Origin of the sequence: Mesorhizobium sp. M1406 (assembly GCF_040317555.1) — a bacterium.
Lineage (GTDB): Bacteria > Pseudomonadota > Alphaproteobacteria > Rhizobiales > Rhizobiaceae > Mesorhizobium.
Genome location: NZ_JAMYKW010000013.1, coordinates 97,156 through 117,926, shown reverse-complemented (window position 1 = coordinate 117,926; position 20,771 = coordinate 97,156). Strand labels below are relative to the sequence as shown.

At 62.5% G+C, this 20,771-nt stretch carries 20 protein-coding genes; 15 read left to right on the top strand and 5 right to left on the bottom strand.

Annotated elements, in window-relative coordinates; translation table 11 throughout:
• Positions 1-107: 107 nt before the first annotated feature.
• The 6 genes from sufB to sufA all read left to right on the top strand — a co-directional run bounded on the left by sufB (position 108) and on the right by sufA (position 5,906).
• Positions 108-1,625, top strand: coding sequence for a Fe-S cluster assembly protein SufB (gene sufB / locus NKH03_RS14160; RefSeq protein ID WP_352873399.1), 1,518 nt, complete (start codon positions 108-110; stop codon positions 1,623-1,625).
• A 27-nt stretch (positions 1,626-1,652) separates the two neighbouring features.
• Positions 1,653-2,408, top strand: a complete 756-nt coding sequence (gene sufC / locus NKH03_RS14155) for a Fe-S cluster assembly ATPase SufC (protein WP_013895901.1) — start codon at positions 1,653-1,655, stop codon at positions 2,406-2,408.
• A 40-nt stretch (positions 2,409-2,448) separates the two neighbouring features.
• Complete coding sequence (gene sufD / locus NKH03_RS14150; protein ID WP_352968832.1) at positions 2,449-3,717, top strand: Fe-S cluster assembly protein SufD; 1,269 nt, start codon at positions 2,449-2,451, stop codon at positions 3,715-3,717.
• Positions 3,718-3,760: 43 nt separating this feature from the next.
• Complete coding sequence (locus tag NKH03_RS14145) at positions 3,761-5,002, top strand: cysteine desulfurase (protein ID WP_352968831.1); 1,242 nt, start codon at positions 3,761-3,763, stop codon at positions 5,000-5,002.
• Positions 5,003-5,023: 21 nt separating this feature from the next.
• Entirely contained in the window at positions 5,024-5,416 is a 393-nt protein-coding gene (locus tag NKH03_RS14140) for an SUF system Fe-S cluster assembly protein (protein ID WP_352873403.1), read from the top strand.
• A 109-nt stretch (positions 5,417-5,525) separates the two neighbouring features.
• Positions 5,526-5,906: a Fe-S cluster assembly scaffold SufA gene (sufA, locus tag NKH03_RS14135; RefSeq protein WP_352968830.1), complete on the top strand. Its 381-nt coding sequence runs from the start codon at positions 5,526-5,528 to the stop codon at positions 5,904-5,906.
• Positions 5,907-5,996: 90 nt separating this feature from the next.
• Here sufA and NKH03_RS14130 read toward each other — a convergent pair whose 3' ends face one another.
• Positions 5,997-6,494 carry a GFA family protein gene (locus NKH03_RS14130; RefSeq protein ID WP_352968829.1) on the bottom strand — a complete coding sequence of 166 codons (498 nt, stop codon included), beginning with the start codon at positions 6,492-6,494 and terminating at the stop codon, positions 5,997-5,999.
• 91 nt (positions 6,495-6,585) lie between these two features.
• Here NKH03_RS14130 and NKH03_RS14125 point away from each other — a divergent pair, with 91 nt between their 5' ends.
• On the top strand, positions 6,586-6,909 hold the full coding sequence (locus NKH03_RS14125) for a TfoX/Sxy family protein (protein WP_352873407.1): 324 nt from the start codon (positions 6,586-6,588) through the stop codon (positions 6,907-6,909).
• Positions 6,910-7,145: 236 nt separating this feature from the next.
• Here NKH03_RS14125 and NKH03_RS14120 read toward each other — a convergent pair whose 3' ends face one another.
• Together NKH03_RS14120 and NKH03_RS14115 are read right to left on the bottom strand one after the other, a co-directional pair.
• The gene (locus NKH03_RS14120; protein WP_352968828.1) at positions 7,146-8,063 is read right to left on the bottom strand and encodes a pseudouridine-5'-phosphate glycosidase; all 918 of its coding nucleotides are present in this window, start codon (positions 8,061-8,063) and stop codon (positions 7,146-7,148) included.
• A gap of 74 nt (positions 8,064-8,137) precedes the next feature.
• Positions 8,138-9,082, bottom strand: a complete 945-nt coding sequence (locus NKH03_RS14115) for a carbohydrate kinase family protein (protein WP_352968827.1) — start codon at positions 9,080-9,082, stop codon at positions 8,138-8,140.
• A gap of 283 nt (positions 9,083-9,365) precedes the next feature.
• On the opposite strand from NKH03_RS14115, the gene recA reads away from it, so the two are divergent.
• Positions 9,366-10,463, top strand: a complete 1,098-nt coding sequence (gene recA / locus NKH03_RS14110; RefSeq protein ID WP_057145834.1) for a recombinase RecA — start codon at positions 9,366-9,368, stop codon at positions 10,461-10,463.
• Between the two features lie 304 nt (positions 10,464-10,767).
• Entirely contained in the window at positions 10,768-13,434 is a 2,667-nt protein-coding gene (gene alaS / locus NKH03_RS14105; RefSeq protein WP_352968826.1) for an alanine--tRNA ligase, read from the top strand.
• A 423-nt stretch (positions 13,435-13,857) separates the two neighbouring features.
• Here the strand turns inward: alaS and NKH03_RS14100 are convergent, their stop codons facing one another.
• Positions 13,858-14,484 (bottom strand): glutathione S-transferase family protein, encoded by a 627-nt coding sequence (locus NKH03_RS14100; RefSeq protein WP_352877192.1) that lies wholly within the window; start codon positions 14,482-14,484, stop codon positions 13,858-13,860.
• A gap of 25 nt (positions 14,485-14,509) precedes the next feature.
• A complete protein-coding gene (locus NKH03_RS14095) occupies positions 14,510-15,721 on the bottom strand; it encodes an NADP-dependent isocitrate dehydrogenase (protein WP_352968825.1) in 1,212 nt (403 codons plus the stop codon).
• Positions 15,722-15,935: 214 nt separating this feature from the next.
• Between NKH03_RS14095 and NKH03_RS14090 the strand changes: the two genes are divergently transcribed.
• From NKH03_RS14090 to NKH03_RS14065, 6 genes are all read left to right on the top strand, one after another.
• Positions 15,936-16,850 carry an RNA methyltransferase gene (locus tag NKH03_RS14090; RefSeq protein WP_352968824.1) on the top strand — a complete coding sequence of 305 codons (915 nt, stop codon included), beginning with the start codon at positions 15,936-15,938 and terminating at the stop codon, positions 16,848-16,850.
• A complete protein-coding gene (murI, locus tag NKH03_RS14085; RefSeq protein ID WP_352968823.1) occupies positions 16,843-17,631 on the top strand; it encodes a glutamate racemase in 789 nt (262 codons plus the stop codon). The genes NKH03_RS14090 and murI overlap by 8 nt, the downstream gene beginning before the upstream one ends.
• 61 nt (positions 17,632-17,692) lie before the next feature.
• Entirely contained in the window at positions 17,693-17,881 is a 189-nt protein-coding gene (locus NKH03_RS14080; protein ID WP_352863986.1) for a DUF3008 family protein, read from the top strand.
• A gap of 394 nt (positions 17,882-18,275) precedes the next feature.
• A complete protein-coding gene (gene rpsD / locus NKH03_RS14075; RefSeq protein WP_023759539.1) occupies positions 18,276-18,893 on the top strand; it encodes a 30S ribosomal protein S4 in 618 nt (205 codons plus the stop codon).
• 132 nt (positions 18,894-19,025) lie between these two features.
• Complete coding sequence (ttcA, locus tag NKH03_RS14070; RefSeq protein ID WP_352968822.1) at positions 19,026-19,910, top strand: tRNA 2-thiocytidine(32) synthetase TtcA; 885 nt, start codon at positions 19,026-19,028, stop codon at positions 19,908-19,910.
• Positions 19,900-20,727 (top strand): inositol monophosphatase family protein, encoded by an 828-nt coding sequence (locus tag NKH03_RS14065; protein ID WP_352968821.1) that lies wholly within the window; start codon positions 19,900-19,902, stop codon positions 20,725-20,727. The genes ttcA and NKH03_RS14065 overlap by 11 nt, the downstream gene beginning before the upstream one ends.
• Positions 20,728-20,771: the final 44 nt, after the last annotated feature.

Sequence of the window (20,771 nt, the reverse complement as noted above, 5' to 3'; positions counted from 1 at the left end):
GCACTATATGAAACTTACGCTGCCGCAAGCGCTTTTTCGGCGTTGATTGGCAGTGCCATAGTTTGAAAACTGTCGGGCCTTGACCCCGGCGTGGATGGAGAACGCCTATGCCTGCTGTGCAGGACACGATCGATCGGGTCCGAAAGATCGACGTCGACCAATACAAATATGGATTCCAGACCGAAATAGCGATGGACAAGGCCCCCAAGGGCCTGAGCGAAGACATCATCCGCTTCATTTCGGCCAAGAAGGACGAGCCGTCCTGGATGCTGGAATGGCGTCTGGAAGCGTATCGCCGTTGGCTGACGCTGGACGAGCCGACCTGGGCGCGCGTCCACTATCCGAAGATCGATTTCCAGGACATCTACTTCTACGCGGCGCCCAAAAGCACGCCCGGTCCGACCTCGCTCAGCGACGTCGATCCTGAACTGCTGAAGGTCTACGAGAAGCTCGGCATTCCGCTGCGGGAACAGGAAATTCTCGCCGGCGTGCAGAAGACAGACGCCTCCGAGCTCGAGGAAGCCAGCGACAATGTCTACAAATCGGGCCGCGTCGCCGTCGACGCCGTGTTCGATTCCGTCTCCGTCGTCACCACCTTCAAGAAGGAGCTGGCGCAGGCCGGCGTCATCTTCTGCTCGATCTCGGAAGCCATCCGCGAGCATCCGGAGCTGGTGAAGAAGTATCTCGGTTCGGTCGTGCCGACCTCCGACAATTACTACGCCACGCTGAATTCCGCCGTGTTCACCGACGGCTCGTTCGTCTTCGTGCCCAAGGGCGTACGCTGCCCGATGGAACTGTCGACCTATTTTCGTATGAACGAGAAGAACACCGGCCAGTTCGAGCGCACGCTGATCATCGCCGAGGAGGGGGCCTACGTCTCCTATCTCGAAGGCTGCACGGCGCCGCAGCGCGACGAGAATCAGCTGCATGCGGCGGTGGTCGAACTTGTGGCGCTCGACGATGCCGAGATCAAATATTCGACGGTGCAGAACTGGTATCCGGGCGACGCCGAGGGCAAGGGCGGCATCTACAATTTCGTCACCAAGCGCGGCGACTGCCGTGGTCACCGCTCGAAGATCTCGTGGACGCAGGTCGAGACCGGTTCGGCGATCACCTGGAAATATCCGAGCTGCATCCTGCGCGGCGACGATTCCAGCGGCGAATTCTATTCGATCGCCGTGTCGAACGGCTATCAGCAGGTCGATAGCGGCACCAAGATGATCCATCTCGGCAAGAACACGTCGAGCCGCATCATCTCCAAGGGCATCGCCGCCGGCTTCTCGCAGAACACCTATCGCGGCCAGGTCTCGGCGCACCGCAAGGCGACCAACGCCCGCAATTTCACCAACTGTGACTCGCTGCTGATCGGCGACCAGTGCGGCGCGCACACCGTGCCCTACATGGAAGCCAAGAACTCGACGGCGCAGTTCGAGCATGAAGCGACGACCTCGAAGATTTCCGAGGACCAGAAATTCTACGTCATGCAGCGCGGCATTCCGGAGGAAGAGGCGATCGCCCTGATCGTCAACGGCTTCGTCAAGGACGTCATCCAGCAGCTGCCGATGGAATTCGCCGTCGAGGCGCAGAAGCTGATCGGAATTTCGCTCGAGGGCTCGGTCGGTTGACCGGACAGATATTCAGGAAACAAAAGAATGCTTGAAATCAGAAACCTGCACGCCCGCATCGTCGATGACGGCACCGAGATCATTCGCGGCCTGAACCTGACGGTGAAAGCCGGCGAAGTCGCCGCGATCATGGGCCCGAACGGCTCGGGCAAGTCGACGCTGTCCTACATCCTCGCCGGCCGCGAGGACTACGAGGTCACCGAAGGCGACATCCTCTACAACGGCCAGTCGATCCTGGAAATGGATCCGGCCGAGCGCGCCACGTCGGGCATTTTCCTCGCCTTCCAGTACCCGATGGAGATACCGGGCGTGGCGACCATGGAATTCTTGAAAGTGGCGATGAACGAGCAGCGCAAGGCGCGCGGCGAGGAGCCGCTCAAGATCCCGGAATTCCTGAAGCGGGTGAAGGAAGCCGCCGCCTCGCTCAGCATGGACATGGCGATGCTGAAGCGGCCGCTCAATGTCGGCTTCTCCGGCGGCGAGAAGAAGCGCGCCGAGATCCTGCAGATGAAGCTGCTGGAGCCGAAGCTGTGCGTGCTCGACGAAACCGATTCCGGCCTCGACATCGATGCGCTGAAGATCGTTTCCGATGGCGTCAACGCGCTGCGCGCGCCAGACCGGGCGTTCCTGGTCATCACCCATTACCAGCGCCTGCTCGAACACATCGTGCCCGACAGCGTGCACGTGCTCTACAAGGGCCAGGTCATCAAGTCGGGCGACAAGTCGCTGGCGCTCGACCTCGAAGCCAACGGCTATGCCGGCGTGATCGGGCAAGCCGCGTGAGATGCCAGGCCATTTTGTGCCAAAAGGCGGGGCAAAACTGATGAATATCCACACACAACCGCAGCGGACACCGGCCGAAACAGCGTTGATCGACGCGTTCGGCGACCGGCTGTCGCTGCTGCCGGGCGACGGCGCGGTGATGCTGAAGCGTGACAACGCCATCGAGGCGATCAAGCACGGCCTGCCAACGCGGCGTGTCGAATCCTGGCATTACACCGACCTGCGCCGGCTGTTGAACGCGGTGCCGGACTTCGACCCGGCCGCCATGGCCAAGGCCATTGCACCGATCGTCGATGGGTCCACTGTGGTGTCGATCCTGAACGGCAAGTCCGACGCGAAGGTGCCGGCGGTCGAAGGCGTCGCCTTCCAGCCTCTGTCGGAAAAGCTGATCGACGGCAGCATCGCGCCGGGGCTCGATCCCTATGGCAGCGACGATGCCATCGGCGCGCTGAACACGGCCTTTGTCGCCGACGGTTATTTCGTCGATATCGCCGATGGCACGGAGCTTGAAAAGCCGATCGAACTGCAGAACTTGCAAGCCGGCGGCCAGACCCATGTGCGCCTGCCGGTGCGTGTCGGCGCTGGTGCCAAGGCAGTCATCGTCGAGCGTCAGGCGGGCGATGGCGCCGCGCTGGTCAGCTCGGTCAGCCAGCTCGTGCTGGGCGAAGGTGCTGAGGTGACGTGGCTGATCGTCCAGGAGCAGCCGGAAACGGCGACGCATCTGGCGCAGTTCAAGGCCCATATCGGCAAGAATGCGAAGCTGACGCTGTTCGTCATGAACGCCGGCGGCAAGCTTGTGCGCCAGGAGATCATGGTCAGGACGACTGGCGAAGGCGCCGACTTCAAACTGCGCGGCATCAACCTTTTGGCCGGCGACACCCACACTGACGTGACCATGGTTCTCGACCATGCCGTGCCGCATACGGCCTCGACGGAAGTGATCCGCAATGTGGTGACGGGCAAGGCGCGCGGCGTCTTCCAGGGCCGCATCAACGTCCACCAATACGCGCAGAAGACCAATGCCAAGATGGCTTGCAACACGCTGCTGCTGTCGGACGACGGCGAGTTCTCGACCAAGCCCGAGCTGGAAATCTTCGCCGACGACGTCATCTGCGGCCATGGCGCGACCGTCACCGAGATCGACCACGACCATTTGTTCTACCTGATGGCACGTGGCGTCGACGAGAAGACCGCGCGGGGGTTGCTCGTGAAAGCCTTTGTCGCCGAGGTGATCGAGGAACTGGACGACGAGGCGATCGTCGAGGCGCTCGAAACGCGGCTCGACGGCTGGTTTTTGACGCACGGCTAGCGCCGTTGGAAGGATCGCGGCCTCGGCCGGCAAGGACTTTGTGATGGACCAGAAACTCGAAAACATTCCCTACGACGTCGAAGCGATCCGCCGCGATTTCCCGATCCTGTCGCGGGAAGTCTATGGCAAGCCGCTGGTCTATCTCGACAATGGCGCCTCGGCACAGAAGCCGCGGGTGGTGCTGGATACGATCCAGCACGCCTATTCCCAGGAATACGCCAACGTCCATCGCGGCCTGCATTTCCTCTCCAATGCCGCGACCGACGCTTATGAAAAGGCGCGCGAGACGGTGCGCCGCTTCCTCAACGCGCCGAGCACCGACAACATCGTCTTCACCTCGAACACGACCTCGGCCATCAACACGGTCGCCTATGGCTATGGCATGCCCAACATCGGCGAGGGCGACGAGATCGTGCTGTCGATCATGGAGCACCACTCCAACATCGTACCGTGGCACTTCATCCGCGAGCGGCAGGGCGCCAAGCTGGTCTGGGCACCGGTCGACGATCTCGGCGTCTTCCACATCGAGGAATTCGAGAAGCGGCTGACAGACCGGACAAAGCTTGTCGCCATCACCCAGATGTCGAATGCGCTGGGCACGGTGACGCCGATCAAGGAGATCGTCCGCATCGCGCATTCGCGTGGAATTCCCGTACTCGTCGACGGCAGCCAGAGTGCGGTGCATATGCCTGTCGACGTGCAGGATCTCGACTGCGATTTCTTCGTCTTCACCGGTCACAAGGTGTACGGCCCCTCGGGCATCGGCGTGCTCTACGGCAAGAAGGACATTCTCCAAGGCATGCGCCCCTTCATGGGCGGTGGCGAGATGATCGAGGAGGTGACGGAAGACATCGTCACCTACAACGAGCCGCCGCACCGCTTCGAGGCCGGCACGCCGCCGATCGTCCAGGCGATCGGACTAGGTGTCGCGCTCGACTATATGGAAAAGATCGGCCGCGACCGCATCGCGGCCCATGAGGCCGACCTCAAGAACTATGCGCATGAGCGGCTGCGCGCCATCAACTCGCTGCGCATCTTCGGCGATGCGCCCGGCAAGGGCGCCATCATCTCGTTCGAACTGCAAGGCATTCACGCCCATGACGTGTCGATGGTGATAGACCGGCAAGGCGTTGCCGTCCGCGCCGGCACACATTGCGCCCAGCCGCTGTTGAAACGTTTTGGTGTAACCTCCACATGCAGGGCATCGTTCGGCATGTATAATACCAGGGCCGAAGTCGATGCTTTGGCCGAGGCGCTTGAAAAAGCGCGCAAATTCTTCGGGTGAAGATTTTTTTGGGTAACGACCATGGATGATGTGAGCCACACCACCGAGACCGCACCGGAAGCGGCCATCAACCCGCTGGTTTCGGCCTCGGCGATTCCCGCCGACGAACTTGCGCGGCTGACCGACGACATCGTCTCGGCGCTGAAGACCGTCTACGACCCGGAAATCCCGGCCGATATCTACGAGCTTGGCCTCATCTACAAGATCGACATCGAGGACGATCGCTCGGTCAAGATCGACATGACGCTGACAGCCCCCGGCTGCCCGGTTGCCGGCGAAATGCCCGGCTGGGTGGAAAACGCCGTCGGCGCCGTCGAGGGCGTTTCAGGTGTCGAGGTCGCCATGACCTTCGATCCGCCCTGGTCGCCCGACCGCATGTCGGAAGAGGCGCAGGTCGCGGTAGGCTGGTATTAGTCGTCGGGCACGGCAAAGGTAGCGCACTTGCGCCAGTCATAAAACTTCACCATTTTAGGTGAGAATCGTTCGGCAGGCCTTGAACCTGTACGGAATGGAGAAAGAAAACATGGGACGCTTTGCCGTCATCACGATGACCGAAAAGGCCGCCGACCGGGTGCGCGAGATCGTCGCCACCCGCGACAACGCGCGTGGCATCCGCCTCGGCATCAAGAAGGGCGGCTGCGCCGGCATGGAATACACGGTCGATCTGGTGACCGAACCCAACACCAAGGACGACCATATCGAGCGCGACGGCGCCCATGTCTATGTGGCGCCCGAGGCTGCGCTTTTCCTGTTCGGCACCGAGATGGATTTCGAGCAGACGACGCTGCGCACCGGCTTCACCTTCCACAACCCGAACCAGAGCTCGGCCTGCGGCTGCGGCGAGTCCGTCGAATTGAAGCCGGCCGATCTGAAGGCGCTGGCAGAGGCACGCGCGTCGGCTTGATCTTCCTTCGCCCCGTTTACGGGGAGAAGGTGGCCCGAAGGGCCGGATGAGGGGCAGCGCTGCCCTATCCGAAGTCCGCCGGCACTTTGTTCAATCCACCCACATGCCCGTCCGCTTGTGCCAGTCGGCGATCGATTCCTCGGGGTAGACGTCGAACGCCTTGTCGCCCTTGGCGATATCGGGCTCGACCCAGTTCGCCTTGTATTTCAGCATCAAATGCACCTTGCTGGGCGGCTTCGGCAGATCGCTGTCAACAGCCGAGGCAAAGGGATGCACCAGTTCCGGCCAGGTCGGATCGTAGAGCCACAACGCGGATCCGCACTTCTTGCAGAAATTGCGTTCGCCGGTCGATATCTCGCACTGTGGGTGCTCGTCGTCTTCAATCTCGGCCCGGTAGACGCCGAGACTTCTCTTGCCCCTGATGTTCAGCGTTTCGTAGTCGGCGCCGAGATTGATGGCAAAACCGCCGCCGCCTTGCTGCTTGCGGCAGATCGAGCAGTAGCACAGCATGAACGGCACCGGCGTGTGGCTCTCCACCTCGAAACGCACGGCATTGCAGCGGCAGGATCCCTTGAGCAGAAGCGGCATGACAAAAAGACTCCGACGGAATGTTCTCAACCTGTCAGCATGATTTTGGTTGCGCGATGACAATGTCAAATGCCGGTGACATGATCGCGGCATGGACAATGAACGCATCGCCGAACTGTTCGAAGGCCTCGGCCCGGTTAGCATCCGCAAACTGTTCGGCGGCAAGGGCATCTATTTCGACGGCGTCATCGTCGCCGTGGTGCTGCGCGGCGAATTGTTGCTGAAGGCCGACGAGCAAAGCGCGCCCGACTTCGAAGCCGCCGGTTGCCGGCGATGGACCTACACCGGCTCCCGCCACGGCAAGCTGGTCTCCATGCCCTATTGGAGCGTTCCCGACAGCGCTTTCGATGATCCCGACGAGATGACGGTCTGGGCAGGGCGGGCGTATGAGGCGGGACGAAGGGCGGGGAAGTGAGACGATTTTCGGACGTTGCGGCTGTGCAGGGTTGGAAACGCCGAGGGACAGCACCCCCCTCTGGCCTGCCGGCCATCTCCCCCGCAAGGAGGGAGATTGGCAGCTCAACCGCCGGCTCACACTCGTCAACGCTGGTGATTGGCGAAAGCCGATGCGACATCCGATCTCCCCACTTGCGGGGGAGATGGCCGGCAGGCCAGAGGGGGGTGCTGTCCCGCCGACGTTGGCGGCACTCCCTACAGCGCCTTGGCAACCCTCGCCGCCAGCCTTGCGTTGTTTTCCACAAGCGCGATGTTGGTCTTCAGGCTCCTGCCGTCGGTCAGTTCGAGGATTTTCGACAGCAGGAACGGCGTGACCGCCTTGCCGGTCACGTTGAGCGCCTCTGCGGCCTTCTGCGCGGCTTCGATGTAACCGGCCATCTCTTCGGCCGGGATTTCGTGGTTCTCGGGCACCGGATTGGCAATCAGCATGCCGCCGGCGAGGCCCAGCGAAGCCCGAGTCTGGTAGAAATGCGCGATCTCTTCCGGACTGTGCAGGGTCAGCGGCGCGCGGAACGGCGAATGCCGTGACCAGAAGGCCGGCATCGTCTCGCAGCCATGGCCGATCACCGGCACGCCGCGCGTTTCCAGCACTTCCAGCGTCTTTTCGATGTCGAGGATGGCCTTGGCGCCCGCCGACACGACGATGACCGGTGTGCGCGCCAACTCGTCGAGATCAGCGGAAATGTCGAAGCTCTTTTCCGCACCCTTGTGGACGCCGCCGATACCGCCGGTGGCGAACACTTTTATGCCGACCATATGCGCCGCGATCATGGTGGCGGCGACCGTTGTGCCGCCGGTGCGCCCTTGCGCGACGGCGAAGCCGAGATCGGCGCGCGACAGCTTCATGGCATCGCCTGTCATTGCAAGGGACTCACGCTCGCCGTCCGACAGCCCGATCTTGATGCGGCCTCCGACCACGGCGATCGTCGCCGGCACGGCGCCGCCATCGGTGATGATCTTTTCGACATCGGCCGCCATGGCGCCATTATCGGGGTAGGGCATGCCATGCGTGATGATGGTGCTTTCCAGCGCCACTACCGGCCGGCCGGCGGCCAGGGCCTGCGCCACCGGCGCGTGGATGTCGATGAAGGGGCGGGCGGTCTCTGGGGTCATCTGGATCTCCAATCCGGAATGAAGCGCATCCACTTGGGCGCGCGAAAAACTCCGGCACTATGAATTTGCCGGTCTCATGCCACTTCCTGCGCATCCGGCACAAGGGCCAGTGCCTCCGCGAAGGTCGCCGCGGTGAAATCCGGAACGGCGTTGGCGCTTTCGATGGCAAGCGTCGCTGCTGCAATGCCCTCGCGCAGGGCCACCCGCAACGGCAGGCCGTGCAGCAAGGCAGCGACCGTTGCCCCCGCCAGCGCATCGCCTGCGCCGGTGACGTCGGCTATCCTCCTTGGCGGCGGCGGCAGGATCGAGAAGGCGCCGGCGTCATCGAAGCCCAGCATGGCACTGCCGCCCGCCGTCACCACGCCGCTCTTGAGCCCCGCGCGTCTCAGCCCGGCGACGATGTCTTGCGGGGAAGTTGCCACGTCCAGGTCCGCCAGTGCGATCGCTTCGCGCCGGTTCATGAAGACGACGGCCAGATTGCCGAGCACCGGCTTCAAACGCACGATCTTGGCCGGCGAAATGGCAATGGCGAAGACGGGTTTGCCGGCCGCAAGCGAAACCAGCCGCTCCAGTGCCGTCGTCGGCAGATTGGCGTCGCAGAAGACGGCGTCGGCGGCAGCGATCACCTCCCGGACCCTGGAGCGCCTGATCTGCTTGGGGAACGCCAGGTCATAGAGCGCCATGTCGGCGAAGCCGACGATCAGTTCGCCCTCGTTGTCGATCAGCGCCGTATAGCTCGGCGTGGTGCGGTCGAGGAACACCGCGGACAGGTCGGTAATGCCTGCCTCGGCGATGGCTCGTGAAACGGCATCGGCAGCGGCATCGCCGCCGCGCACCGACAGCAGCGACGCGGACACGCCACGGCGAACTGCGCTGCGCAGCGCGTTGAAAACGCCGCCGCCGACATCCTCGCGCATCGTGCCGGGATTGGAAGCAGCCGGCACGTAGGGACCTGATACCTGGCCGCGCCGATCGATATGGGCGCCGCCTACGGCCAGTATTTTCGTGGATTTCAGCATGCCGGCGATATCACCTTTGTTATTCCGGTCGCACAAGCGCTAGACTGCGTGACGGCGCTTCGCATGCAAAGGTAGCGATTCGGCGGATCGAAACAATCGAGCCGCCTGGCCCCAATGCGTTAGACGTCGTGAAGCTAAATCGTGAGACAAAAAAAGAACAAATCTGGATATTGATTGTTTTTCAGATATTTGACCCCTCTTGCCAAACGAGAACAAAAAAGGTACAAATTGGCAGGGATTACGGATTGTCCGGCCTTCATTGACGACCAAGGGGTGATGTATCATGGCTCAGAATTCTTTGCGGCTGGTAGAGGACAAAGCGGTGGACAAATCAAAGGCTCTGGATGCGGCGCTGTCGCAAATCGAGCGGGCTTTCGGCAAAGGCTCGATCATGCGGCTCGGCGCGAACGAGCAAGTCGTCGAGATCGAAACGGTGCCGACCGGCTCGCTTGGCCTCGACATCGCGCTTGGCGTCGGTGGCCTGCCGCGCGGCCGCATCGTCGAGATCTACGGGCCGGAAAGCTCGGGCAAGACGACGCTGGCGCTGCACACCGTGGCCGAAGCCCAGAAGAAGGGCGGCATCTGCGCCTTCGTCGATGCCGAGCACGCGCTCGATCCGGTCTATGCCCGCAAGCTTGGCGTCGATCTGGAGAACCTCCTGATCTCGCAGCCCGACACCGGTGAGCAGGCGCTGGAAATCTGCGACACGCTGGTGCGTTCCGGCGCCATCGACGTGCTGGTGGTCGATTCGGTGGCGGCGCTGACGCCACGCGCCGAAATCGAAGGCGAGATGGGCGATTCTCTGCCTGGCCTGCAGGCCCGCCTGATGAGCCAGGCGCTGCGCAAGCTGACCGCTTCGATCTCGCGTTCCAACACCATGGTCATCTTCATCAACCAGATCCGCATGAAGATCGGCGTCATGTTCGGTTCGCCCGAGACCACGACCGGCGGCAATGCGCTGAAATTCTACGCTTCGGTGCGCCTCGACATCCGCCGCATCGGCTCGGTCAAGGACCGCGACGAGGTCGTCGGCAACCAGACCCGCGTCAAGGTGGTCAAGAACAAGCTGGCGCCGCCCTTCAAGGTGGTCGAGTTCGACATCATGTATGGAGAAGGCGTGTCCAAGACCGGTGAACTGGTCGATCTCGGCGTCAAGGCCGGCGTGGTCGAGAAGTCGGGCGCCTGGTTCTCCTACAATTCGCAGCGTCTCGGCCAGGGCCGCGAGAATGCCAAGCTGTTCCTGCGCGACAATCCCGACACCGCGCGCGAGATCGAATTGGCGCTCAGGCAGAATGCCGGGCTGATCGCCGAGAAATTCCTTGAGAATGGCGGCTCCGAAGGTGGCGACGACGGTTTCGAGGAGGAATCCGGCGCGATGTGAGAGCCCCGGGCGATGGCCGGAGTTCGGCCATAATCTCGCTCTATTATCTCAGGCTTATGTAATCGAGTTCCGAGTTATTGCGTTTTGAACCGCCGGCCTAGCGCCGGCGGTTTTGCGTTTTGGCGGGGAATTGGGCCTGGCTCGGACAGCCGGCAAAGGCCGTGGTTGGACCAATTCCGTGTTTCTGGACAGGGTGAAGCGCGGCGGCTAAAAGGCCAAGTCTATCTTCTAAAAAGTCTATCTTCTAAAACGCAGAGCCCATTTCCGCCGGTTTGCCGGCGGCTCTCTCGAAAAGGCAGCATTCATGAGTGGCGTGAACGAAATCCGGTCGACATTTCTCGACTACTTTCGCAAGGAGGGTCACGAGATCGTCGCGTCGAGCCCGCTTGTGCCGCGCAACGACCCGACGCTGATGTTCACCAACGCCGGCATGGTGCAGTTCAAGAACGTCTTCACCGGCCTGGAGAAGCGGCCCTATTCGCGCGCCTCGACCGCCCAGAAGAGCGTTCGCGCCGGCGGCAAGCATAACGACCTCGATAATGTCGGCTATACCGCGCGCCATCTGACCTTCTTCGAGATGCTCGGCAATTTCTCCTTTGGCGACTACTTCAAGGAGCGCGCCATCGAACTAGCCTGGAACCTGATCACCAAGGAATTCGGGCTGAACAAGGACAAGCTGCTGGTCACCGTCTATCACACGGATGACGAGGCAGCCGGCTTCTGGAAGAAGATCGCCGGGTTTTCCGATGACCGCATCATCCGCATCGCGACCTCGGACAATTTCTGGGCGATGGGCGACACCGGACCGTGCGGGCCATGCTCTGAGATCTTCATCGACCGCGGTGAACACATCTGGGGCGGACCTCCCGGCAGCCCTGAGGAGGACGGCGACCGTTTCCTCGAATTCTGGAACCTGGTCTTCATGCAGTATGAACAGGTGACGAAGGAGGAACGCATCGACCTGCCGCGCCCCTCGATCGACACCGGCATGGGCCTGGAGCGCATGGCGTCCATCCTGCAAGGCGTGGAAAGCGTCTTCGAGACCGATCTGTTCCGTCATCTGATCGAGGCGGCCTCGTCCGCCATCGGGCATGGTCCCGGCAAGGAGACGGTCGCGTCCTTCCGTGTCATTGCCGACCACCTGCGCTCGTCCTCTTTCCTGGTGGCCGATGGCGTGCTGCCGTCAAACGAAGGCCGCGGCTATGTCCTGCGCCGCATCATGCGCCGCGCCATGCGCCATGCGCAGCTGCTCGGTGCTCGCGATCCCCTGATGTGGCGCCTGGTTCCGGCGCTGGTGCGCGAGATGGGCCAGGCCTATCCGGAACTGGTGCGCGGCGAACAGTTGATCACCGAGACGCTGAAGCTCGAGGAGACCAGGTTCCGCAAGACGCTGGTGCGCGGCCTCGGACTGCTTTCGGAGGCGACGGAAATGCTGCATGCCGGCGACATGCTGGACGGCGAGACGGCCTTCAAGCTCTATGACACGTACGGCTTCCCGCTCGACCTGACGCAGGACGCGCTGCGCCAGCGCAGCATCTCGGTCGATCTTGCCGGCTTTACCAATGCCATGGAGCAGCAGAAGGCCGAGGCGCGCAAGCATTGGGCTGGCTCCGGCGATGCGGCCACCGAGACCGTCTGGTTTTCGGTGCGCGAGAAGGCGGGCGCCACCGAATTCCTCGGCTACGAGACCGAGCAGGCCGAAGGCATCATCCAGGCGCTGGTCAGGGACGGCACGACCATCGACAGCGCCGGCAAGGGCGATGCGGTGGCGATCGTCGTCAACCAGACGCCGTTCTATGCCGAATCCGGTGGCCAGATGGGCGACACCGGCGTCATCTCGGGTGAAGGATTCTCGATCGAGATCTCCGATACGCAGAAGAAGGCCGATGGGCTGTTTGTCCATATCGGCAAGGTGGCCAGCGGCACGGTCAAGACAGGCACGGCGGTCGAGTTGAAGGTCGACCATGCGCGCCGGTCCAGACTGCGCGCGAACCATTCCGCGACGCATCTGATCCATGAGGCGCTGCGTGAGGTGCTGGGCAGCCATGTCGCGCAGAAGGGCTCGCTGGTCGCGCCGGAGCGTCTGCGCTTCGACATCTCGCACAACAAGCCCATTTCACCGGAGGATCTCGAAGAGGTCGAGCGCATGGCCAACGAGATCGTCGTGCAGAACGGCCCGGTGAACACGCGCCTGATGTCGGTGGATGACGCCATTGCCGAAGGCGCCATGGCGCTGTTTGGTGAGAAGTATGGTGACGAAGTGCGCGTCGTTTCGATGGGCACCGGCGTGCATGGCGCCAAGGCCAACCGGCCCTATTCGGTCGAGCTTTGCGGCGGCACGCATGTCAGGGCGACCGGCGACATCGGTCTGGTGCGTGTCGTGTCGGACAGCGCGGTCGCCGCCGGCGTGCGCCGCATCGAGGCGCTGACCGGCGAGGCCGCGCGCAGGCATCTCGACGAGCAGGACCGGCGTTTGAAAACGGTTGCCGCGACGCTGAAGATCTCGCCGGCCGACGTGCCGGCGCGTGTCGAGACGCTGCTCGAGGAGCGCAAGAAGCTCGAAAAGGAACTGACCGAAGCGCGCAAGAAGCTGGCGCTGGGCGGGGGCGCGGCCCCTGGTGCGCCGGTCGAGAACGAGACGGTGGCCGGTGTCGGCTTCCTGGGCAAGGCAGTCTCCGGGGTCTCGCCGAAGGATCTGAAGCCGCTGGCCGATGCCGGCAAGACTTCGCTCGGCTCCGGCGTCGTCGTCTTCGTCGGCGCCGGCGAGGACAACAAGGCGAGCGTCGTGGTCGCCGTCACCGACGATCTCGTCGGCCGTTTCAGCGCTGTCGATCTGGTGCGCGTGGCCTCCGCCGCGTTGGGCGGGCAGGGCGGCGGCGGCCGGCCCGACATGGCGCAGGCCGGCGGCCCGGATGCGTCCAGGGCCAATGATGCGATTGCGGCGGTAAGGGCTGCACTCGAAGCCGCCTGACTCACGGCCCTCACGGCGGGGAGCCCTATCTTTGCTGGGTGGTGCTGCCCCTCATCTGGCTGCCGCCATCTTCTTCCCGTGAACGGCAGGGCTAACGCATATGGAATTCGTCAGATGTCTGCCCGGCACGGACCCCCACCCCTAACCCCTCCCCACAAGGGGGAGGGAGACTTCCGTTGGCGCTGACCCAGGAGGATCGCCTGTCTTTTCGGCGCCAAGAGGAATTAAAGGCACGCGGCAGCGTTCCCTCCCCCTTGTGGGGAGGGTTAGGGTGGGGGTTCTTCTTCGCAAGAATTCATATGCGATAGCCCTGCCGTGAACGGGGAGAAGGGCGCTTTCGCGCACGATTTCGCTAATTGCCAGTGTTGAAGGGTAGCCGCAGAGATCGCGGCCAGCGCCACATGGGTACGGCGAAACCGAAGATCACTCGGTCTTTTCGGTTCTGACAAAGCTTGGACGAGCTGAAATCCGCTCCCACCAAGCCTGGATCGTCGGAAATTCAGCGAGCAGGCTTTGCCCTTCACTGACCTTGACGAAATGGCCAATGATCGGCGCCGCATGCAGATCGGCCAGGGTCAGTTGGTCGCCCAGCTGCCACGGCCCCGGCGCTTTCAGCGAGGCAAGCGTCTGAAGCGCTTTGCTTGCCTGCGAAAGCCCGCTGGCGATCAGCGCCTCGTCGGGCGCTTCTTTCTCCAGCCGCTCGACGGCGACATCCCAGACCATCGACCTGTAGGCATAGGCGTCGAGCATGCCGATGATCTGGTTCATGGTTGCGCGGCGGCGAGGCTCCCTCGGCTGCAAGCTCGGCCCGTCAAATGATTCGTCTACATATCTGGCGATCGCACTCGTCTCGAAGAGCCGAAAGCCTTCATGCTCGAAGGCCGGGATGCGACCGAAGGGGTGGTGCTCGAAATACCAGGCAGGAATGCCATCAGTGGCAAAGACATCGACCGGCACAAGCTCGTGGTCGACGCCTTTTTCCGCGAGCACGAGGCGGACGATGCGCACATAGACGCTGTAGTCCGCCCCGTAGACGATGGGCTTGCTCATGCTAGCCCTCCTGGACCTCGACAGGTCAGGCCATCGCCTTCTGCAGGTTCTCGTCTATCTTGTCTAGGAAACCGGTGGTCGAAAGCCAGGGCTGGTCGGGGCCGATCAGCAGCGACAAGTCCTTGGTCATGAGCCCGGATTCGACCGTCTGGATGCAGACCCTTTCCAGCGTTTCGGAGAAACGCTTCAACTCGGCATTGTCGTCGAGCTTGGCGCGGTGGGCGAGGCCTCGCGTCCAGGCGAAGATCGAGGCGATCGAATTGGTCGAGGTTTCCTCGCCCTTCTGGTGCTGGCGATAGTGGCGGGTGACGGTGCCGTGCGCGGCTTCGGCTTCCACCGTCTTGCCGTCCGGCGTCATCAGCACCGAGGTCATCAGGCCGAGCGAGCCAAAACCTTGCGCCACCGTGTCGGACTGGACGTCGCCGTCATAGTTCTTGCAGGCCCAGACATAGCCGCCCGACCATTTCAGGCTGGAAGCCACCATGTCGTCGATCAGGCGATGCTCGTACCACAGCTTCTTCGACTTGAACTCGGCTTCGAATTCGGCCTCGTAGACCTCCTGGAAAATGTCCTTGAAGCGGCCGTCATAGGCCTTGAGGATGGTGTTCTTGGTCGACAGATAGACCGGATAGTTGCGCAGCAGGCCGTAATTCAGCGAGGCGCGGGCGAATTCGCGGATCGAGTCGTCGAGATTGTACATGGCCATGGCGACACCGGCGCCGGGCGCGTCGTACACGTCATGCTCGATCACCTTGCCGTCCTCGCCGACGAACTTGATCGTCAGCTTGCCCTTGCCGGGAAAGCGGAAATCGGTGGCGCGGTACTGGTCGCCGAAGGCGTGGCGGCCGACGATGATTGGCTTGGTCCAGCCGGGCACCAGGCGCGGCACGTTCTTCATGATGATCGGTTCGCGGAAGATCGTGCCGCCGAGGATGTTGCGGATAGTGCCGTTCGGCGACTTCCACATCTTCTTCAGCTTGAATTCCTCGACGCGCTGCTCGTCGGGCGTGATGGTCGCGCATTTCACGCCGACGCCGTATTTCTTGATGGCGTTGGCCGAATCGATGGTCACCTGGTCATTGGTGGCGTCGCGATGCTCGATACCGAGGTCGTAATATTCGAGCTTCAGGTCGAGGTAGGGGTGGATCAGCTTGTCCTTGATGAACTGCCAGATGATGCGGGTCATCTCGTCGCCGTCGAGTTCGACGACCGGGTTCGCCACCTTTATTTTCGCCATGGAAAAAATGCCTCGTTGCTGGGAAATGGGATGGCCTTGCCCGCATCGCGTTCGGCCGGGGGATGCCGCCCGTATATCAAAGCGTTTTTGACCGCGCAAACGGCGATCGGTCACGAATGTGAGGCACGACCGCCGTCATTTGCGAATGCTTCATTTTCGCGGCCGAATATGGCAGGGACGCTGAAATGCCGCAAACAGCAGTTCATTGACAATCATGCCCATCATCGAAGATCGCGATAACACTGCAGCCGTCGGCCCGGCGATCATCCTCGTCGAGCCGCAGCTCGGCGAGAACATCGGCATGGTCGCTCGCGCCATGGCCAATTTCGGTCTGTCGGAGCTGCGTCTCGTCAACCCTCGTGACGGTTGGCCGAGCGAGAAGGCACGCGCGGCGGCCAGTCGCGCCGATCATGTCATCGATGCCGTCACCGTCTTCGACGATCTGGCCTCCGCGCTCGCCGACCTGAACTTTGTTTTCGCCACCACGGCCAGGCAGCGCGACGGCTTCAAAGCCGTGCGCGGGCCGGTGGAAGCGGGCAGGATGCTGCGGGCCCGTCACGCAATGGGCCAGCGCACCGGCATCCTGTTCGGACGCGAACGCTTCGGCCTCTACAATGACGAGGTCGGCCTTGCCGACGAGATCGTGACCTTCCCGGTGGATCCTGATTTCTCCTCGCTCAACATCGCCCAGGCCGCGCTGCTGATGTCCTATGAATGGATGAAGTCAGGCTTGGAAGACGAGACCAAGACCAATTTTTCCGGCCCGAATATGAAGCCGGCGAGCAAGGAAGAACTGCACGGCCTGTTCGCCTATCTCGAAGGCGCCTTGGAAGCGCGCGGCTATTTCCGGCCGGCCCCGAAGAAGCCGAAGATGGTGGACAATCTGCGCGCTGTGCTGACACGTCCCGGATTTGCCGAACCGGAGCTCAAGGTGCTGCGCGGCATCATCTCGTCGCTCGACCGATTTTCGCCGGCGATGCCGCGCGGCGATGGTTCCCCGGGTGACGATCCAAGACGATTGCCCGCGGCCGCCGCGCGCGCCCGCAAGGCGGAAGGCAATCGCCTGGCTGATACCGGCAAGGACGACGACATACCGCCGCTCGGCGGAAAGGGAACCGACAATGACTGAGCGGCCGATCCTGATGTTCGATTCGGGCATAGGCGGGCTCACCGTGCTGCGCGAGGCGCGCGTGCTGATGCCCGATCGCCGCTTCGTCTATGTCGCCGACGACGCCGCTTTCCCCTATGGCGCCTGGGAGGAGCCGGCCCTCAACGCCCATATCCTCGGCCTGTTCGGCGCGCTGCTGGAAAAATTCCAGCCCGAGATTTCGGTCATCCCCTGCAACACCGCGTCGACGCTGGTGATCGACGCGCTGCGCGAGAAATTCCCGGGCCATCCCTTTGTCGGCACGGTGCCGGCGATCAAGCCGGCGGCGGAGCGCACGCGCTCCGGGCTGGTCTCGGTGCTGGCGACGCCCGGCACGGTCAAGCGTCAATACACGCGCGACCTGATCAGCAAATGGGCGCAGAAATGCCACGTGCGGCTCGTCGGCTCGGACCGGCTGGCGCCGCTGGCCGAGATTTACATGCGCGAGGGGTTCGTCGACGAGGAGATTGTGCGCCAGGAGATCGCGCCATGCTTTGTCGAGAAGGACGGCGCCCGCACCGATATCGTCGTGCTCGGCTGCACGCACTATCCGTTCCTGGCCAATCGCATGCGCAAGACCGCGCCCTGGCCGGTCGATTGGATCGACCCGGCCGAAGCGATCGCCCGTCGCGCCATGTCGCTGCTTGCACCGGTCGACGGGCCGCTGCCGGTGGGTGAGCCTGACATTGCCGTCTTCACCTCCGGCAAGATGGACTTCGCCACCAGCCGGCTCATGCAGGGCTTTGGCCTGACGGTCGCCTGATATCCGGAACATTGGTTGGCTCGTTGCGTTTTCCCCTCAGGCAATAAAGGGAGAAACAGCCATGCCATCCACCTCGAAAGCCCAGCAGAAAGCCGCTGGCGCCGCTCTGTCGGCCAAGCGCGGCGAGACGAAGAAGGGCGAACTCAAAGGCGCTTCCAAGGGAATGTACGAATCGATGAGCGAAAAGCAGCTCGAGGAATTCGCCGAGACGAAGCGCAAGGGCCTGCCGGAAAAGAAGTCGAAGCATTGACGTCAGGCAACCCTTCGCGGGGATGACCAGGACGACAAGGTCGTTCGCGGGAACGCGAGACGGAGCCAAAAAAGCCCGCAGCTAAAGCCGCGGCCTTTGAAACGTGGTCGCCTGAGCCGAACCGGAAGCCTAGCCGCAAGCTTGACACCGGCTAAATCTCCGTTTAATCAGCGCGCCAACACCGGGCCGCAACGCCCGGTGGTTTTCTTTATGTGCGCAAGATGCGTGGAAACTCAATTCTACTATCTTGTTTGAACTGACGTGTCCCGTGGGTTTTCCGCCGCGTTGCGTGGGAAAATCCTGTCAGGTCTCGAAAACGGAGGCCAGAGGAGGGCGCGTTTCCTTCACCCGGACCATGAGGTTCCGGGTGTGTTGTTATGAAAAAGGGAATGCGATGAGCAAGCGCGAATCCGCGAAGTACAAGATCGACCGCCGTCTTGGCGAAAACATCTGGGGTCGCCCGAAGTCCCCGGTCAACAAGCGTGAATACGGCCCCGGCCAGCATGGCCAGCGCCGCAAGGGCAAGCTTTCCGATTTCGGCCTGCAGCTGCGCGCCAAGCAGAAGCTGAAGGGTCACTATGGCGACGTTTCGGAAAAGCAGTTCCGCAAGGTCTATGAAGAGGCGGACCGCCGCAAGGGCGACACCTCGGAGAACCTGATCGGCCTGCTCGAGTCGCGTCTCGACGCGGTCGTCTACCGCGCCAAGTTCGTGCCGACCATTTTCGCCGCCCGCCAGTTCGTCAACCACGGCCACGTCAACGTCAACGGCAAGCGCGTCAACATCGGCTCGTACCGCTGCAAGCCGGGCGACGTCGTCGAAGTCCGCGAAAAGTCGAAGCAGTTGGTCATCGTTCTGGAAGCGGTCGGTCTCGCCGAGCGCGACGTGCCGGACTATATCGAAGCCGATCACAACAAGATGGTCGCGACCTTCTCGCGCATCCCCGGCCTGGCGGACGTTCCGTTCGCCGTGCAGATGGAACCGAACCTGGTCGTCGAATTCTATTCGCGCTAAAACGGGCGCGTTTTGCGATACCATTCAAAGGCCGCCCATCGAGGCGGCCTTTTCTTTGTCGGCCATGTCCGCTAATCCCGGGCGCAACGAAGTGCCGAACCGTCGTTGCTCCCGGGTTTTGGAACTGACGCCATGAACATGCTGCCAGACGCCGAATCGCTTGAACCAGCCGACATCGAGGGCGGCTTCCATCCGCTGTTTGCCGATGTGCCGTCCTCGGTCGAGTTCAACAAATTGCGCAAGCGGCTGCTGCGGCTGACCCGACAGGCAATCGAGGATTTCTCGATGGTGAAGCCCGGCCAGCGCTGGCTGGTAGCGCTGTCGGGCGGCAAGGATTCCTACGGTCTACTCGCCGTTCTGCTCGACCTCAAATGGCGCGGGCTGCTGCCGGTCGATCTTCTGGCCTGCAATCTCGATCAGGGCCAGCCGAATTTCCCCAAACATATCCTGCCGGACTATCTCGACAAATACGGCATTGCGCACCGGATCGAATATCAGGACACCTATTCCGTCGTCACCGACAAGCTGCCCGCGGGCAGCACCTATTGCTCGCTGTGTTCGCGGCTCAGGCGCGGCCATCTCTATCGCATCGCGCGCGAGGAGGGGTGCTCGGCGCTGGTGCTCGGCCATCATCGCGAGGACATTCTCGAGACCTTCTTCATGAACCTGTTCCATGGCGGCCGTCTCGCCGCCATGCCGCCAAAGCTGCTCAACGACGACGGCGACGTCATGGTGCTGCGGCCGCTGAGCTACTGCGCCGAGGTCGACCTCGAAAAATTCGCTGCCGCGATGCAATTCCCGATCATTCCCTGCGATCTCTGCGGCAGCCAGGAAGGTCTCCAGCGCAACGCCATGAAGGCCATGCTCGAGGACATCGAAAAGCGCATGCCCGGCCGCAAGGACACGATGCTGCGCGCGCTGTCGAACAGCAGGCCATCGCATCTGCTCGACAGAAGGCTGTTCGATTTCGCCGCGCTCAATGAGACACTCAGCACAAGGCAAGCCGATGACATTTGACGACACCGCGATCGACTGGCTGGCCGGCATTCTGGCCGAGGCGGCACTGGCAGAAATCATGCCGCGCTTTCGCCGGCTGGGCGAGGGCGACATCCGCCAGAAGACCTCGGCCGCCGACTTGGTGACGGAAGCCGACGTCAATGCCGAGCGGCTCATCACCGCGCGGCTGCGCGAGCGTTATCCCCAGGCGATGGTCGTCGGCGAGGAGGCCTGTTCCGACAATCCGGCACTGCTTGATGGTCTGGGCGATGCCGATCTGGCTTTCGTCATCGACCCGGTGGACGGCACTTTCAACTTCGCCTCCGGCGTGCCGCTGTTCGGCGTCATGCTGGCGGTCGTGGTCAAGGGCGAGACTGTTGCCGGCATCATCCACGATCCCGTCGGCAAGGACTGGCTGATCGGCGCCAGGGGCGCCGGCAGTTATATCCGGCATGCGCATGGCAGCATCGAGAAGGTGCATGTCGCCGCACCCGCGCCGATCTCGGAAATGACCGGCTCGGTCTCCTGGCAGTATATGCCCGAGCCCGAGCGGTCGCGGCTGGCGCGCAACCAGACGAAGATCCTGTCGCAATTCGCCTATCGCTGCGCCGCGCACGAATATCGCCTGCTGGCCAGCGGTCATGCCCATTTCGTCGTCTACAACAAGCTGATGCCATGGGACCATTTGGCTGGCGTGCTGATCCATGCCGAGGCTGGAGGTCATGCCGCGCGCTTCGACGGCAGCGCCTATCTGCCCTCGCATGTCGGCGGCGGCCTGCTTGTCGCGCCCGATCGCGAAAGCTGGCACGAATTGCGCCGTGAGCTTTGGGCGCAATAGGATCATTTCCTAGCCAGTGCTTTGAATCGGCGGTGCCAGCGAAA